The sequence below is a fragment of the Aliirhizobium cellulosilyticum genome (assembly GCF_014198105.1).
GTDB lineage: Bacteria > Pseudomonadota > Alphaproteobacteria > Rhizobiales > Rhizobiaceae > Neorhizobium > Neorhizobium cellulosilyticum.
This window is the reverse complement of the sequence record NZ_JACIGW010000004.1, coordinates 360,457-376,146: the sequence shown is the minus strand read 5'-3', so window position 1 is coordinate 376,146 and position 15,690 is coordinate 360,457. Positions and strand designations below refer to the sequence as shown.

The 15,690-nt window shown below is 59.8% G+C and carries 13 protein-coding genes; 7 read left to right on the top strand and 6 right to left on the bottom strand.

The genetic code is table 11. The features are described 5' to 3' along the window. Nucleotides 1–53: 53 nt before the first annotated feature. The 6 genes from GGE33_RS18890 to GGE33_RS18865 all read right to left on the bottom strand — a co-directional run bounded on the left by GGE33_RS18890 (nt 54) and on the right by GGE33_RS18865 (nt 7,951). Nucleotides 54–1,925 carry an ABC transporter ATP-binding protein gene (locus GGE33_RS18890; protein ID WP_246436246.1) on the bottom strand — a complete coding sequence of 624 codons (1,872 nt, stop codon included), beginning with the start codon at nt 1,923–1,925 and terminating at the stop codon, nt 54–56. A 5-nt stretch (nt 1,926–1,930) separates the two neighbouring features. Then, nucleotides 1,931–2,794, bottom strand: coding sequence for an ABC transporter permease (locus tag GGE33_RS18885; RefSeq protein WP_183826526.1), 864 nt, complete (start codon nt 2,792–2,794; stop codon nt 1,931–1,933). 13 nt (nt 2,795–2,807) lie between these two features. Beyond that, nucleotides 2,808–3,749: an ABC transporter permease gene (locus tag GGE33_RS18880; protein WP_183826523.1), complete on the bottom strand. Its 942-nt coding sequence runs from the start codon at nt 3,747–3,749 to the stop codon at nt 2,808–2,810. An 11-nt stretch (nt 3,750–3,760) separates the two neighbouring features. Then, entirely contained in the window at nt 3,761–5,098 is a 1,338-nt protein-coding gene (locus GGE33_RS18875; protein WP_183826519.1) for a hydantoinase/carbamoylase family amidase, read from the bottom strand. A gap of 118 nt (nt 5,099–5,216) precedes the next feature. Continuing rightward, the gene (locus GGE33_RS18870) at nt 5,217–6,797 is read right to left on the bottom strand and encodes an ABC transporter substrate-binding protein (protein WP_183826515.1); all 1,581 of its coding nucleotides are present in this window, start codon (nt 6,795–6,797) and stop codon (nt 5,217–5,219) included. Nucleotides 6,798–7,033: 236 nt separating this feature from the next. Next, nucleotides 7,034–7,951 carry a LysR family transcriptional regulator gene (locus GGE33_RS18865; RefSeq protein WP_183826512.1) on the bottom strand — a complete coding sequence of 306 codons (918 nt, stop codon included), beginning with the start codon at nt 7,949–7,951 and terminating at the stop codon, nt 7,034–7,036. Between the two features lie 231 nt (nt 7,952–8,182). On the opposite strand from GGE33_RS18865, the gene argH reads away from it, so the two are divergent. From argH to speB, 7 genes are all read left to right on the top strand, one after another. Further along, complete coding sequence (gene argH, locus GGE33_RS18860; RefSeq protein ID WP_183826509.1) at nt 8,183–9,643, top strand: argininosuccinate lyase; 1,461 nt, start codon at nt 8,183–8,185, stop codon at nt 9,641–9,643. Further along, nucleotides 9,640–10,512 carry an amino acid ABC transporter permease gene (locus GGE33_RS18855; RefSeq protein ID WP_183826506.1) on the top strand — a complete coding sequence of 291 codons (873 nt, stop codon included), beginning with the start codon at nt 9,640–9,642 and terminating at the stop codon, nt 10,510–10,512. The genes argH and GGE33_RS18855 overlap by 4 nt, the downstream gene beginning before the upstream one ends. 8 nt (nt 10,513–10,520) lie before the next feature. After that, nucleotides 10,521–11,291 (top strand): amino acid ABC transporter ATP-binding protein, encoded by a 771-nt coding sequence (locus GGE33_RS18850; protein WP_148146786.1) that lies wholly within the window; start codon nt 10,521–10,523, stop codon nt 11,289–11,291. A gap of 84 nt (nt 11,292–11,375) precedes the next feature. Next, a complete protein-coding gene (locus GGE33_RS18845) occupies nt 11,376–12,203 on the top strand; it encodes an ABC transporter substrate-binding protein (RefSeq protein WP_183826503.1) in 828 nt (275 codons plus the stop codon). A gap of 101 nt (nt 12,204–12,304) precedes the next feature. Then, on the top strand, nt 12,305–13,696 hold the full coding sequence (locus tag GGE33_RS18840; protein WP_183826500.1) for an MmgE/PrpD family protein: 1,392 nt from the start codon (nt 12,305–12,307) through the stop codon (nt 13,694–13,696). An 11-nt stretch (nt 13,697–13,707) separates the two neighbouring features. Then, complete coding sequence (locus tag GGE33_RS18835; RefSeq protein ID WP_183826497.1) at nt 13,708–14,583, top strand: polysaccharide deacetylase family protein; 876 nt, start codon at nt 13,708–13,710, stop codon at nt 14,581–14,583. Nucleotides 14,584–14,610: 27 nt separating this feature from the next. Then, nucleotides 14,611–15,669: an agmatinase gene (speB, locus tag GGE33_RS18830; RefSeq protein ID WP_183826494.1), complete on the top strand. Its 1,059-nt coding sequence runs from the start codon at nt 14,611–14,613 to the stop codon at nt 15,667–15,669. Nucleotides 15,670–15,690: the final 21 nt, after the last annotated feature.

Sequence of the window (15,690 nt, the reverse complement as noted above, 5' to 3'; positions counted from 1 at the left end):
GGCAATTGCCTCCCTTTTCCGTTCTCTGTTTGTGACTGGCCGTGGAAGCGTCCTCAGGCCTCCGTTTCCCATTCCGATCCCCAGACCTGAACCTTGTGATCCACTGAAATCTCGCGGAATTCACGCTTTGGCGGAACATAGTCGATCGAGCGAATGGGGCTTTTCAATTCCAATGGCGCGGCGGCGCTTGGCCCCCGGCGTAAAGTGGGATCGGGGATCGGGACGGCTGAAAGCAGGCGCTTGGTGTAGGGATGCTGCGGGTTCTCGAAAATTGCGGTCCGCGAGCCGATCTCGACGATTTCGCCCAGATACATGACCGCCACCCGATGGGCGATGCGTTCCACCACCGACATGTCGTGACTGATGAAGAGGAATGAGACGCCGAGAGACGCCTGCAATTCCATCATCAGGTTGACGACCTGTGCCTTCACGGAAACGTCCAGCGCCGAGACGGATTCATCGGCGACGATCAGCTTCGGGTCCAGCATAAGCGCACGCGCTATGCAGATGCGCTGACGCTGGCCGCCGGAGAATTGGTGTGGAAACCGGTCGATCGCATCCGGCCCCAGGCCGACGCGGCGCAGAATTTCCGCGACCTTCTCCATGGCCTCAGCGCGCGTGCCAAGGCCGTGTTCGAGGAAAGGCTCGGCAATCGAAGAGCCAATCCGCGCGCGGGGATTAAGGCTGGAGAATGGATCCTGAAAGATCATCTGGATACTACGACGCATCCGACGCAGGTCGGGGCCACGAACCGACTTGGCATCGAACCCGTCGACGGTGATGGAGCCCGAGACCGGCTCGGTCAGCCTCATGATCGAGCGCCCGGTCGTCGACTTGCCGCAACCGGATTCTCCGACCAACGCCAGCGTTTCGCCTTCGGCAATCGAAAAGGAAACATTCTCGACCGCATGAACCCGGCCTGAGATGCGGTTGAGCAGGCCTGAACGGATGTCGAACCGCGTCACCAGGTTCTGCACGTCAAGGACCATCGGCCGGTAACGAGCCGGTGCCGCTGCCGGTTTCTCCGGTTCCTGAATTGCGCCGGTTTCCATATCCACCTTGGGGAAAGGAACCGGCAGTTCGGTGCCGCGCATGGAGCCGAGCCGGGGCACGGAAGCCAGCAATGCCCTTGTGTAAGGATGGGCGGGCTGCTGGAATATCGCTTCGGTATGCTCGGTTTCCACCTGATCGCCTCGGAACATCACCACCGTGCGGTCGGCGATCTCGGCGACGACGCCCATGTCGTGGGTAATGAACAGCACGGACATGCCGCCGTCTGCCTGCAGCTCGCGGATGAGGTCGAGGATCTGCGCCTGGATGGTGACGTCGAGCGCAGTCGTCGGTTCGTCAGCAATGAGCAGTTTCGGGCGGCAGGCGAGCGCCATCGCGATCATCACACGTTGCCGCATCCCGCCGGAAAGGTTGTGCGGATATTCCGCCAGCCGCCGTTCGGCGGCTGGAATGCGGACACGGTCGAGCAGCCTGCGTGCCTCGGCGAGCGCCTCGGCGTTGGAGAGATCGCGATGCCATTTCAAGGCTTCCGCCAGCTGGAAGCCGATGGTCAGAACCGGATTGAGGCTGGTCATCGGCTCCTGGAAGACCATTGCCGCCTCATCACCGCGCAGGGCCTGCATGGCCTGCGGCGGCAGATCGAGCACATTGCGGCCGTTGAGCAATATCCGGCCGTCGATCCGGCTTGTCGCCTTGGGCAGGAGCCGCATGATTGCAAGAGCCGTAACGCTCTTGCCTGACCCGGACTCGCCGACCACGGCGACAGTCTCGTTGGCGCCGACATCGAAGGAAATATTGCGGACGACAGATTTCCAGTAATCGGCAGAACCGAAGGAAACGGTGAGGTCGCGCACGGAAAGGACTGCATCGGAAGTCGTTTCAGGTGCCGGATGAAGAGTGTCTGACATGATCATGGCGCTCACCGGGACGTCGTTCTTTGGGCATTGCGGGGATCCAGCATGTCACGCAGACCGTCGCCGAGGAGATTGATGGCGAGGACCGTGATCGACAGGAAGACCGCCGGGTAAAAGATGATGAAGGGCTTCACCAGCCAGAGGGCACGCCCCTCCGCCATGATATTGCCCCAGGAGGGAATGACGGGAGGCACGCCCGCTCCGATGAAGGACAGGATCGATTCCGAAATCATCGCGCTGGCGCAGACATAGGTCGCCTGGACGATCAGAGGCGCAAGCGTGTTGGGAAGGATGTGCTTGAAAATGATCGTTGGCAGGCGCGTGCCTCCGGCGACCGCGGCTTCGACATAGGGTTGTTCGCGCAGGCTGAGCACCGTGCCGCGCACCAGGCGCGCCGTTCGCGGGATTTCCGCAATGGTGATGGCGATGATGACGTTGGTCACCGACCCTTTGCTGATCGACATTAGCGCCACCGCAAGCAGGATCGCCGGAATGGACATGAGGCCGTCCATAAACCGCATGACGACGGCGTCGATTGCCTTGACGAAACCCGACATCAGGCCGATGGCAAGGCCGCCAATCGTCGACAGAACCGCCACCGCAAAGCCTACGATCAACGAGACCTGGGCACCGTAGAGAACGCGCGTATAGAGGTCGCGACCGAGCATGTCTGTGCCGAACCAGTGGCTGGCCGAGGCGGGCTGGGCGCGGCGTGCGGCGTCGATATAGGACGGATCGGTGTTCGACAGCAGCGGTGTGAGAAATGCGATCAGAAGGATGATGCCGAGCAGGATGGCTCCGGCAATGACAGTGGGATAACGCGTCGTTTCCTTGAGGAAGCCGCTTGCGGATGTGTTGATGGCAGACATCGTTTCGCTCCCTTCAATAGCGGATGCGTGGATCGACGAAGGTGTAGGCGATGTCGATCAGCAGGTTGACGAGAACGTAGGAAATGGAAAACAGCAGGACGATCGCCTGGATCACCGGGTAGTCGCGCCGCATGATCGATTCCATCGTCAGGCGTCCGAGGCCCGGAATGGCAAACACGCTTTCCGTTACGACGGCGCCGCCGATAAGAAGCGCGACCCCGATGCCGATGACGGTGATGATGGGAACCGAGGCGTTCTTCAGCGCATGGACGAACAGGATAGCGCGACGACCGACGCCCTTTGCTTCGGCAGTGCGGATGTAATCCTGCTGCAGCACTTCCAGCACGGCCGTTCGGGTGATGCGGGTAATCAGTGCGATATAGGCTGAACTCAACGTCAGACACGGAAGAACGAGATGCTGGAACCAGCGCGAAACACCCTGGCCGATCGGTGCATAACCCTGAACCGGCAACCAGCCGAGCTTCAGGGAAAAACTCCAGACCAGCGCATAACCGACGACGAAGACGGGAACGGAAAAACCGAGGACGGCAAAAACGGTGATGAAGTGATCGACCTTGGTGCCGGCGCGCCATGCGGCGATGACGCCGAGCGGCACGGCGATGCAGACCGCCAGGATGAGGGTCGGCAGCATCAGGGACAATGTCGGCTCGATCCGCTGCCCGATCATTTGCGACACAGGCATATTGGTCAAAAGAGAGGTGCCGAGATCGAACTGCATGATCGATGCAATCCAGGTGCCGAACCGTAGGAGAAAGGGGTCGTTCAGCCCGAGATTGGCACGAATGCGCGCAATGTCTTCAGCCGTCGCGTGTTCGCCGGCGATGACCGCCGCAGGGTCGCCAGGCGTCAGATAAAGAAGTGAAAAGACGATGAAGGCGACGATCAGCATCACCGGGATGGTCGCCAGGATGCGTCTCAAAATATAGGCATACATTGACTGTCCCCTTATGCGCTGTTTTCGGCGAAGGTATTCGCTCGCGTCGCTGTTTTTTCCAGAGGGGAATCGACATGGTCGGCGACCCACAAGGCAAGCAGGGCACATGCCTTCATGAAATCGTCGATCTCCATGGCTTCGTCCGGATTGTGGCTGCCGTTTTCGTTTCGAACAAAGAGCATGGTCGAAGCGACGCCGGCTTCCGCAAAAGCTGCCGAGTCATGCGATGCCGGGCTGCCGATCTGAGTGACGTCGAGGCCGGCGGCCACGGCCATCGCCTGCATTTCCGAGATGATCTTTTGCGACATGACGCCGACGGCTGCGCTGGCACGTTTGCCGAGTTCGAAGCGCACATCGCGTTCACGTTCTATGCGCGCGACCTGTTCAAGGAAAAAGGCCTCGAGCCTTGCGAGCACTGAGGGGTCGTAGGCACGGACATCGAGGCTGAAGGCGAAGCTGCCTGGTACGCTGGTCATGCCATGGACTGCTGCATCGGTGTGGAAGCGCCCGAACGTCACGGCCAGCGGCACGCCGGCTGTCTGCTCCTCACGCCATTTTGCGTCCATCGCCATGGCAAGGTCGGCTGCCGCCATCGCTGCATCCCTGCGAAAACGCCGGGGCGTGCCGACATGGTCCTGACGGCCAATGATATTTGCTTCCGGATAGCGGAAATTACCGGGAATGCCGCTGCAGATCGCAAGCGGCATCTGCATCTCGGCGAGGCTTGGTGCCTGCTCGATATGAACTTCCAGAAAAGCCCGGATGGACGAAGGGTCAAGGGATTTTTCCCGGCGGCCGATTGCCTCCGGATTGCCGCCGCATTCGGCGATATGTTCGGCCAGTGTCCGGTTTGTATCGATCCGGCGGGCTTCGAGCCCGCCATCCGGCAAGGTGCCCAATGCCGACCGGCTGCCGATATAGGAAACGCCGAACCAGACGCTTTCTTCCGCCCTGACGCCCATGGCGATGACATCGCAAGCGGGCTTGATGCCCAGTTCCTTCAGGGCGGCGATTACCGTCAGTCCGGCGACAACCCCTGCAGCGCCATCAAAATTGCCGCCATGCGGGACGCTGTCGAGATGCGAGCCCATGATGATTGAGCCTGCGTGCGGGTTGCTGCCTTGCCAGGTGGCAAATGTGTTGAGGGCAGCGTCCCGCGTGATGGTCAGGGATAGTGCCTTTGCGTGGTCGGCGATGAGTGAATGTGCGAAATTCTCGCCGGCACCGTATGTGTCGCGAAGGATGCCGGGCTTGCCGGGGCTGCCGGCTGCGAGTGTCGCGAAAAGATGTTCGACATCGCCACGGCGTGCTTCGACGGCGGAGAGAATCTGCTGAATGCTAGGGGGCATGGAATCAGGGCTTCTGCTGGTGTGATGGCCGGCCCGCCCGAAGGCGAGAAGCCGGCTCCGGCTTGGTGGGGCCAGCCCGTTCGAAACGAGACGGGCGGCCCCAGGGATCGCATTGGGGTCAGACGCGGCGGACGTTCCAGAAGACGGACGTGCCCTTCATAATACCCTCGATATCGGCGCGGTGCAGAGCGGGCTGCTTGTACTGGCCGATCGGATAATAGGGCACTTCTTCGAAAGACAGCTTCTGGATATCGTCTGCGATGCGGACCTGTTCGCCAGCGTCCGCAGTCTCGATCCACTGTGTGCGAAGGGCTTCCATCTTGTCGCTTTTGTACCAACCGGGAAAGACGCCATCGCCGCGAAGCGTGCTGTGGCCGAGCGGATTCAACCAGTCGATGCCCTGCCAGTTGCCGACGAACGCATTCCAGCCGCCTTCTTCTGCCGTGCCCTTGTTGACGCGCCGCTTGAGGACCGATCCGAAGTCGATCGCCACATATTCGACGTTCATGCCGGCCTTGCGCATCACATCGGCTGCGATATCGCCAAGCGGCTTCTGAGCGAGTGAATCGGCTGGAACGAGCAGAACGACTTTCTCGCCATTATAGCCTGCGGCCTTGAGCTCGGCCTTGACCTTTTCGTAGTCGCGCGGACCGGTAAACACGTCGAGGCCGCTCTTGCTGGCCATCGGGGTATTCGGGGTGAAATAACCGAGCGGCGAATAGCGGAAGCGCGGATCCGAGCCGGCGACCGCCGTCATGAATGCTTCCTGATCGATGGCCCCGAGCAGGGCCTTGCGGATGGCCGGATTGTTGAAAGGCGGTTGCAGATGATTGACGCGCATCTGGCAGGTGAAGCCTAGGTCGTCGAGGATCTGGGTTCGCAGGTTGGAATCGGCCTCGACAAGCGGCATGAAATCATGCGGCATCGCTTCCTGCCAGTCCTGCTCGCCGGCCTGGACAGCGGTCGTTCCCGTTGCTGCGTCGGGCATCGTGGTCCATTCGACGCGATCGAAATTGACGATCTTGGGTCCGGCAGTCCAGTCCGGTGTGCCGCTTTCACGCGGCTTGTACTTGTCGAACCGTTCATAGACATTGCGCGAGCCCGGTACACGCTCGCTGGCGACATAGCGGAAAGGGCCGCTGCCGATCATTTCCGGGATCTGCTTGAAGGGATCCGTATTGGCAAGCCTTTCCGGCATCATGAAGCAGGCCGGCGAAGCCACTTTTCCAAGCGCCAGAGGAAGATAGGGGAATGGACGCTTCAGGCGGAAGCGGATGGTCTTGTCGTCCGGTGCCGAAAGCTCGTCCGTCACCTGCATCAGCGAGCTGCCATAGGTGTCGCGTGCTGCCCAGCGGCGGATACTTGCAACGCAATCGCGCGCCAGAACCTTCTCACCATCATGCCAGAACAGCCCGTCGCGCAGCGTCAGCGTCCAGAGCTTTCCGTCATCCTCGACCGTGTGACCCTCAACCATCTGCGGCGACACTTCGAGGTTCTTGCTCATTCCGTAGAGCGTGTCGAAAACCATGTATCCGTGGGTACGGCTCACCTGAGCGGTCGTGGCGACGGGATCAAGAAAGGCAAGATCGATGACGGGAATGAAGCGCAAGGTCGATTGCGACGCCGCACGTGTAATGGAGGGGCTCCCGATAATCGTCGCGGCCGCAGCGGCCTGAAGGAAAGTTCGGCGTCTAAGCATGTGTTCCAGCCTCTTTGACGACGCAAGCCAACTCGCGCGCAGAGCATGGCTCTGCACGAGTGATCAGGTCGCGTCTTTGTTGTTATGACTTGGAAAGAATGCCGCAGGGGGTCAGCACAAAGCAATGGATGCTAGTATGAAATATCGAGGCGTTCTATTCATCTTCTGAATAGCCCGGTAGATCAGAATCTCATCGATATTCTGGACGTAGTCCGCCTCCGGCTGGTGCTGGGTACCTAATCTCTTGCGAGAGCGCCTTCCCTGTTAATCCATTGCGTGAAAAGCCGCATGGACTGGCTTGTGGGAAGACTGCGCGGGCGCGCGAACCAATAGCCGTAATCGCTGCGGTATCCGATACCTGCGGGGTTCACGAGACGGCCGGAGGCAAGTTCCTCAGCGATCAGCCCCTGCGGAATCAGCGCCATGCCCTGGCCGGCGAGAGCGGCACGTATCACCATTGTATAGTAACCAAACCGCATCGTATGGCGTGCTTCGAGGGTTGGGCTGCCGTGGAAGGCAGCCAGGAATGGCCAGTGAAATGGTGTCTGGGGATGTTCAAGCATTACACCCTTCGAAGCAGCTTCGACCGATGCTGGCTCGCCTATTTTTTCCCAATAAGAGGGCGCACTGACAAGACGGATATCGTGACCAAACAGATAGTCTCCTTCCTCATCATCAGACGGCTTTACAACGAAACGAACCATACCATCGGGAACTTCGGTCTGGGTCTTGGAGACGAAGGTCGTGAACTGTACCTCGATTTCCGGATGAGCCTCGGTAAACTGGGCGAAGCGCGGCAGGAGCCAACGATCCCCGAAGATCGGCGGCACCTGAAGGCGAAGCACGCGAGGCCCGGGTTTCAGACGTGAAACTTTCAGGGCTGCGTCTTCCATCGCCTTGATGGCAGTGCGCGCATGCTCGATATAAATGCTTCCCAGCTCCGTCGAGATCATGCCGTTCGGCGTGCGAATGAAGGCGGGGCCGCCAATGGCTTCTTCGAGATTTATCAACTGCTTGCTGACTGCACTCTGTGACAGCGACATGGGCTCGGCTGCGGCGCTGGTAGACCCTCTTTCAGCCACGGCCAGCAGCACCTGCAGTCCCGTCATCGAAGGGAATTGTTTACGACCTGCCACTTCGACCTCATGCAGCATTTGGCGCTCCGTTGCCCGCACATGTCGGACAAAACGGAATGCGGGAAGAGAAGGGATATGGGACGCATCTCACGTGAACCCGCATCACCTTGCCATAGCTGTGTTCAGAATAGGCCCTATACCATCCACTGGCTAGTCGCTTTCTTCATAGGGCAACCAATTATCTTCGCTTGCCTCTTTATAGGCCCAGTGAGACCGTTGCCTAAATTTTTGACAAATAAGGGAACACTGATGTCTGAACCGACACAGCTTTGGGGTGGGCGTTTCAAGTCCGGCCCGTCCGAAGCACTTGCCAATCTCTCTCGCGCACATCCCTCGTATTTCCGTCTCTATCGCGAAGATCTGGCCGGTTCCCGCGCGCATGCTTCCGAACTCAAGCGCGCTGGCGTATTGGACGAGACTGAATTCACCACGATCCGTGCCTCACTCGATCAGATCGAGCTCGACATTGCCGAAAAACGCGAAGAGCCGATCCCGTCGGACGAGGACATTCACACCTTCATCGAGCGCCTGCTGATGCAGCGTCTCGGCGCCCTCGGCGGCAAGTTGCGCGCCGGACGTTCGCGCAACGACCAGACCGCCAACAACACCCGCCTCTATCTGCGCCGCATGGCCCGCGAAATCTCGCGCGGCATCATCGATGTCGAGAAGGCACTCGCCGCACAGGCTGCAAAGCATACCGAAACCGTAATGCCCGGCTTTACTCACCTGCAGCCGGCACAGCCTATCGTGCTCGGCCATCATCTTATGGCGCATGCGCAGAGCCTGTTGCGCGATATCGAGCGTTTCGAGGATTTCGATCGCCGCTTCGATCGTTCTCCGCTCGGTGCAGCCGCTCTTGCAGGTTCAGGCATCGTCAACCGCCCGGATCTGGCTGCCATCGAGCTCGGTTATTCCGCTGCCTGCGAAAACTCGATCGACGCCGTTGCAGCGCGTGACCACGTTGCGGAATTCCTGTTCATCTGCTCGCTGGTCGGCGTCAGCCTGTCGCGTCTGGCGGAAGAAATCTGCATCTGGGCCTCCAAACAATTCAGCTGGGTCAAGCTGCATGACAGCTATTCGACCGGCTCGTCGATCATGCCGCAGAAGAAGAACCCCGACATTGCTGAGTTGACGCGTGGCATGAGCGGCACGCTGATCGGCAACGTCGCGGGCTTCCTGGCGACGATGAAGGCCATGCCGCTTGCCTATAACCGCGACCTCGCCGAAGACAAGCGCGTGCTGTTCGAGAGCCTCGACGTTCTCGAACTCATCCTGCCGGCTTTTGCGGGCATGGTTGAAACGCTGGAATTCGACGTGGCCAAACTGCGTGAGGAAGCGCCTAAGGGCTTCACGCTGGCAACCGAGGTTGCCGACTGGCTGGTCTCGCAGGGCGTGCCGTTTGCCCAGGCTCACGAAATCACCGGTGCTGTCGTCCGTTACTGTGAGGAACACGGCCACGATCTGGCCGGCCTGACGGAAGCCGATCTGCCGAATATCGATGATCGCCTGAACTCTGGCGTTCTAAACGCCATCACGATCGAAGGTGCGCTTGCAAGCCGTACCGGTTATGGTTCCACCTCGCCGGCAAGCGTGCGCGATCAGATCGCGCGCTTCAATGCCGCATTGGAGGCCAAGGCCGCTTTCGCTGCCGCCGAACTGCTTCAGGCGGGCGCAGCAGCCGTACCGCAGCACACGCGAGGCGCGCGATGAGCACAGCAGACGTAACATCTTCGACCAATGACCAGAAATACGAAATCGCCCATCTGAAACTGGTGCCGAAACGCCATATCGGGCGGATGATCGCAGCAGCCATCGTGCTGCTGATCCTCGCGGCGATCGTGCGCGCCTTCAGCGTCGGCCAGATCGAATGGAGCTATGTTCGCGACTTCCTCTTCGCCCCGGCCATTTTGGAAGGATTGAAGAGTACGCTGATCATGACGGTTGCAGCAATGGCGCTGGGCATCGTCCTCGGCGTCGTCATTGCGATCATGCGTGTATCCGGCAATCCGGTGCTTTCCTCGATCGCGATCGGCTACGTCTGGATCTTCCGTGGAGCGCCTGCGCTGCTGCAGCTGATGATCTGGTTCAACCTGGCGCTGATCTTTCCGACGATGGGCATCCCCGGTTTATTCGAGTTCCGCACCGTCGACATCATGACGCCGTTTGTCGCCGCCATGCTCGGTCTCGGCATTTCGCAGGGTGCCTACACGTCGGAAGTCGTGCGAAGTGGTCTTCTGTCGGTTGACAGCGGCCAATATGAGGCCGCCCGCGCGATCGGTATGACGCAGTTCAAGATGCTTCGTCGTATCGTGCTGCCGCAGGCCATGCGCGTCATGGTGCCGCCGATCGGAAACGAGGTGATCGGCATGGTCAAGCTGACTTCGCTTGCCAGCGTCATCCAGTATTCGGAAATCCTCCACAACGCCCAGATCATCTACTTCGCCAATACCCGCGTGCTCGAACTGCTTCTGGTCGCGTGCTTCTGGTACCTCGTAGTCGTCACTCTTCTGTCGATCGGCCAGTACTATATCGAGCGCTATTTCGGCCGTGGCAGCAAGTCCATCACGGCGTCGATGTGAGGTGTGAGATGACCAAGGATATTATTGTAAAGGCCGTCGACGTTACCAAGCTCTACGGCCCATTCACCGCCCTCGACAAGGTCAATCTGGAGATCGCCAAGGGCGAAGTCTGCTGCATCATCGGTCCGTCGGGATCGGGAAAAAGCACGTTCCTCCGCTGCATCAACCAGCTCGAGAAAATGAACTCGGGTGCGATCTGGGTGAATGACGAACTGGTGGGTTATCGCCGTGAAGGCAACAACCTTCACGAGATCAACGATGCGGACATGGCGCGCCAGCGCCGGCGGGTCGGCATGGTCTTTCAGAGGTTCAATCTTTTCCCGCACATGACTGCGCTGGAAAACGTGATGGAAGGCCCCGTTCAGGTTCTAAAGGAGCCTGTGGCGGAAGTTCGCAAGCGCGCCGAGGATATTCTCGTTCGCGTCGGGTTGAGCGACAAGATTGGTCATTATCCGTCGCAGCTTTCCGGTGGCCAGCAGCAGCGCGTGGCAATCGCCCGTGCGATGTGCATGCGCCCCGATCTGATCCTGTTCGACGAGCCGACGTCTGCACTCGACCCGGAACTCGTTTCAGAAGTGCTGGACGTGATGAAGGATCTCGCCGCGAGTGGCATGACGATGATCGTGGTGACCCACGAACTCGGCTTCGCCCGAAATGTCGCCAACACCGTGGCCTTCATGGAGGCGGGAAAGATGGTTGAGATCGGCCCGGCATCGGAAGTCCTGACCTCACCGAAAAGCCCGCGCACTGCGGAATTCATCAGGGCTGTGCATAGTTGAGACAATCGGGCAGGCAGGAATTTTCCTGCCCGCAAATCAGAAAACAAACATCAATCCAATCCAGGTTCAATAAGGGGAACTTACATGAAGACTGCATTCATTGCCCTCGCGGCAGTTCTGGCATCGACGGCCGCACATGCCGAGGGGCTGCCGGACCGCGTCAAGACCGCCGGCAAGGTCGTCGTTGCCAACCAGCCGAACTACCCGCCGATGGAATACAAGGATCCGGCCACCAACACGCTGATGGGTGTTGACATCGATCTCGGCCTGGCGCTGGCAAAGCAGCTCGGCACCACCGTCGAATGGGCCGATATCGGCTTCGAGCAGATGGTTTCCTCGCTGGAAACCGGTCGCGTAGACCTTATCCATAGCGGCATGAGTGACTTGCCGAAGCGTCGCGAGACGCTCGACTTCGTCGACTACATGAAGTCCGGTGCACAATTCTACACCTCGGCTTCACGCAAGGAAGAGTTCAAGACACCTGCCGACTTCTGCGGCAAGACGATCGGCATGAGCCGTCGTACCTCCTTCCCGGATGAAACGGCGAAGTGGAGCGCCGCCAACTGCGAAGCAAAGGGTCTTGCTGCGATCAAGGTTGTAGGCACTGAAGGTTCGGCGGATGCGCGCGCCCAGCTGAAGCAGGGCCGCCTTGACGGCGCAGTCCAGGGGTCTGAAACCCTTCCATACCTGACCAACCTGGAAAAGAACACTTATGCCATCGTCGGCGAGCCCTTCACGGCTGTCTACCAGGGTATTGCCTTCTCCAAGAAGGATCCGGCCCTGCGCGATGCCTATGCCGCGGCCCTCAAGGCTCTGATGGCATCCGGCGAATACAAGGCCATCTATGCCAAGCACGGTCTCGAAGGCACGATGCTCGACGGCATCTACATCAACGGCGAAGCCGTCAAGTAACGCCCATATCAGGATGTCCGGACGCGAAATCTCGCGTCCGGATGCATCTGCGGCATCTGCTTTGAAGATGGCCGCTTCGTCGAGCATCTCCAGAGCATCCCATGAACCGTTCTCTCGCCGACTCGCCGGTCGACAGGCTGGCCCGCTTCGTTTCCTCTCTCGACTATGACGCCCTGCCGGCGAATGTCGTTGCCAAAGCCAAGACCCATATTGCCGATACGCTGGGCGCCGCCCTGGCTGGCGCGCGCTCCAATGAGTTCGCCATTTCGGTAAAGTCACTTCGACCCGCCGGTCCCGTCCCGCTTTGGGGAACCGGTCTTGCTGCCTCGACCCGTGACGCTGCAATTCTCAACGGCTGTGCCGCGCATGCTTTCGAGCTGGACGATTCCGGCGGCTGCGACCATTCCGGCGCCGTGGTGCTGCCGGCCTTGTTCTCGGCATTGCACGAGATAGGTCGACCAATGGACGGCCAGCGGATGATCACTGCTGTGGTCGCAGGCTATGATGTCGGGCGACGCGTCCTGGAGGCGACGGGCGGTTATGATGCCCATAATAGTCTCGGGTGGCACTCGACCGGCACCTGCGGCACTATTGGAGCGGCGGCCGCATGCGCCAACCTGCTGGGTCTCGATGCAGCCGCGACACGGGATGCCATCACTCTGGCCACGAGTTTTTCCTCCGGCCTTTGGGCCTTCATTCATGACGGCTCGCAGGCGAAGAAGCTTCACGCCGGCCGCGCTGCCGAAGGCGGCCTGCTCGCGGCCTTGCTGGCCTCAAACGGCTTTGCCGGCCCATCCCGCGTTTTCGATGATGTATGGGGCGGTTTTTTCAAATCCTATAACAAGTCCGCCTGCCAGCCCGAATTGCTTGCCGAAGGCTTGGGCGAAGTCTGGAAGGTCAATCGAGCCGTGCTGAAGCCTTATGCATCCTGCCGCGGTGCGCATTCGGCCGTCGATGCACTTGAAGACCTCCTGTCGGAAACCGGGCAAAACGCCTCCGATATCCAGCATATCGACCTGCGCATGAGCGCCATGCTCAAAGACATGTGCGGCGCCAAGGTGGGCGCTGCGATGGCCCCGACACAGATGAGCCTTCCCTATGCGCTGGCAGCGCGCTGCACATTCGGCACGGCCGGCCTGCAGGCCTATACCGAAGAGCATCGTAATCATCCTGATGTTCATGCGATGATGGACCGGATCGATGTTGCGGTCGATGAGGCAATGGATCCGATGGCCGAGCCGGTCGTGACGCTTCGGTTCAAGGATGGCATGGTGGTCGATCGCATGGTTCCCCGCGCGACCGGTTCCGCCGAGCGGCCAATGCAGGCAGCTGCCGTCGAAGCCAAGTTCCGCGAACTTGTGGCGATGAGCCTTCGATCCGATCAAGTCGAAGCCTTGTGGAAAACCTTGGGCTCGCTCGAACGAATCGAAGACTGCTCTGAAATCGAAGCGCTGATGGCAGGCAATGCCGACAGCATCCCCACCTTCCGTTGAAAGCTCAAGAGATGACATTCGATCTTTCCCCACGCCCGCTGAACCCCGCTCCAGCCACACCGAAGATGATCTGGCCGAATGGTGCAAAGAGCGCTTTGTTCATCGGCTTTGACGTTGATGCTGAGACCGCCTGGATCGGCAACAATCCCTCCAATGTCGACCGGATGGTCACGACATCGCATGGCGGTTACGACGCGCGCGTGGGCATCGCCAAGATACTCGAACTGATGGCGGAACTGGGCCTGAAGGGCACGTTCTTCACACCCGGCTGGACGGCACTCGCCCACCCAGCGCAATGCGAGGCGATGGTCGCTGGCGGCCACGAAATCGGCCATCACGGTTACCTTCACAAGCTTCCGGACCGGACCAAGCGCGATGAAGCCTTTGAAGAGATCGACCGCGGTTTTGACGCGCTAAAATCGGCTCTCGGCATCCGTCCGGTCGGCTATCGCGCGCCTTCCGGTGAAAATTTCCCCGAACTGCTCGCTTATCTGAAGAAGGTCGGAATTCGCTACTCCAGCTCTTTCCGCGACGACATTCTCCCCTATCGCCATGCCGGTCCCGATGGCGCTGTCGGACCGGTCGAAATCCCCGTCAATTTCGCGTTCGACGACTGGAATTTCGGTATGTCGAGCCGCACCAGCTCGCGTCCGCTGTTCGGCCGCGATCCCGTGCTCCAGCTGTGGAAAGACGAATTCGAGGCGACCCATGCCTGGGGTGGCGTCACTACGCTCGTGCTGCATCCCCAGGTCTCGGGCCGGCCGATGCGCTGGCACATCCTGCGCGATTTCCTCAAGCACGTCATCGACAAGGGCGACGTCTGGATTGCCACTGGAGCCGAGATCACAGATCATTACGAGACGCTCGAGGCGGCTTCGGCCCGATAAACAGTTAGCATAGCGAAGGATTTGACCATGGCTCTCGATGAAGAAGCGCTCAAGCGTCTGCGCGAACGGTATGGCGAAGGCCATGGCGGAAGCATCCACGACCCGGAATTTCGCGCGGTCGCCGACCGCATTTTCTCGGCTTCCGGAACACGGGCAGCGCCGTTCAGCGGCATCCCGACCTTGCTCGACGCGACTTACCGGCAGATCGATCCGGCAAAGCCGGATCTCTCCGATCTCGATGTAGCGCTGATCGGCGTTCCGATGGATCTTGGCGTCACCAATCGACCTGGCTCTCGTTTCGGGCCGCGCGCCTTGCGATCGATCGAGCGCGTCGGGCCTTATAACCACGTGCTGAAAACCGCACCACTTTTCGAGATCAATGTGGCCGATATCGGTGACGTGCCGTTCCGCAGCCGCTACCGGCTGGAAATGAGCCATGAGGATATCGAGGCGCATTTCAACAAGGTCATCGATGCCAATGTCATTCCACTGGCAGTCGGCGGCGATCACTCGATTACCCACCCGATCCTCAAGGCTGTTGGTCGTGACAAACCGGTCGGCATGATCCATATCGATGCCCATTGCGATACCGGCGGCGCCTACGACCTGACGAAGTTCCATCACGGCGGTCCGTTCCGCAATGCCGTTCTTGACGGCGTGCTCGATCCGACCCGTGTGATCCAGATAGGCATTCGCGGCGCCGCCGAATATCTCTGGGAGTTTTCCTATGAGAGCGGCATGACGGTCATCCATGCCGAGGAAATCGGCAAGATGGGCATCGAGGCGGTCATTGCCAAGGCACGCGAGGTCGTTGGCGACGGACCGACCTATCTCTCGTTCGATATCGACAGCCTCGATCCGGCCTTCGCTCCCGGCACTGGCACACCGGAAATCGGCGGCCTGACCAACCGTCAGGCACTCGATATCCTGCATGGGTTGAAGGGCCTGAACTTTGTCGGCGGCGACGTCGTGGAAGTCGCACCGCAATACGATGCGACCACCAATACGGCCCATAACGGTGCACAGATGCTTTTTGAAATTCTGAGCTTGATCCGATTTAGCCCGGCTGTTTCGCCGCGGTCCTGATCATCGTTGAAGCATGTCTCC

Excerpts from the sequence above, each read along its gene's own strand:
- GGE33_RS18890 (WP_246436246.1), bottom strand. The coding sequence starts at position 1,925 with ATGATCATGTCAGACACTCTTCATCCGGCACCTGAAACGACTTCCGAT.
- GGE33_RS18885 (WP_183826526.1), bottom strand. The coding sequence starts at position 2,794 with ATGTCTGCCATCAACACATCCGCAAGCGGCTTCCTCAAGGAAACGACG.
- GGE33_RS18880 (WP_183826523.1), bottom strand. The coding sequence starts at position 3,749 with ATGTATGCCTATATTTTGAGACGCATCCTGGCGACCATCCCGGTGATG.
- GGE33_RS18875 (WP_183826519.1), bottom strand. The coding sequence starts at position 5,098 with ATGCCCCCTAGCATTCAGCAGATTCTCTCCGCCGTCGAAGCACGCCGT.
- GGE33_RS18870 (WP_183826515.1), bottom strand. The coding sequence starts at position 6,797 with ATGCTTAGACGCCGAACTTTCCTTCAGGCCGCTGCGGCCGCGACGATT.
- GGE33_RS18865 (WP_183826512.1), bottom strand. The coding sequence starts at position 7,951 with ATGCTGCATGAGGTCGAAGTGGCAGGTCGTAAACAATTCCCTTCGATG.
- argH (WP_183826509.1), top strand. The coding sequence starts at position 8,183 with ATGTCTGAACCGACACAGCTTTGGGGTGGGCGTTTCAAGTCCGGCCCG.
- GGE33_RS18855 (WP_183826506.1), top strand. The coding sequence starts at position 9,640 with ATGAGCACAGCAGACGTAACATCTTCGACCAATGACCAGAAATACGAA.
- GGE33_RS18850 (WP_148146786.1), top strand. The coding sequence starts at position 10,521 with ATGACCAAGGATATTATTGTAAAGGCCGTCGACGTTACCAAGCTCTAC.
- GGE33_RS18845 (WP_183826503.1), top strand. The coding sequence starts at position 11,376 with ATGAAGACTGCATTCATTGCCCTCGCGGCAGTTCTGGCATCGACGGCC.
- GGE33_RS18840 (WP_183826500.1), top strand. The coding sequence starts at position 12,305 with ATGAACCGTTCTCTCGCCGACTCGCCGGTCGACAGGCTGGCCCGCTTC.
- GGE33_RS18835 (WP_183826497.1), top strand. The coding sequence starts at position 13,708 with ATGACATTCGATCTTTCCCCACGCCCGCTGAACCCCGCTCCAGCCACA.
- speB (WP_183826494.1), top strand. The coding sequence starts at position 14,611 with ATGGCTCTCGATGAAGAAGCGCTCAAGCGTCTGCGCGAACGGTATGGC.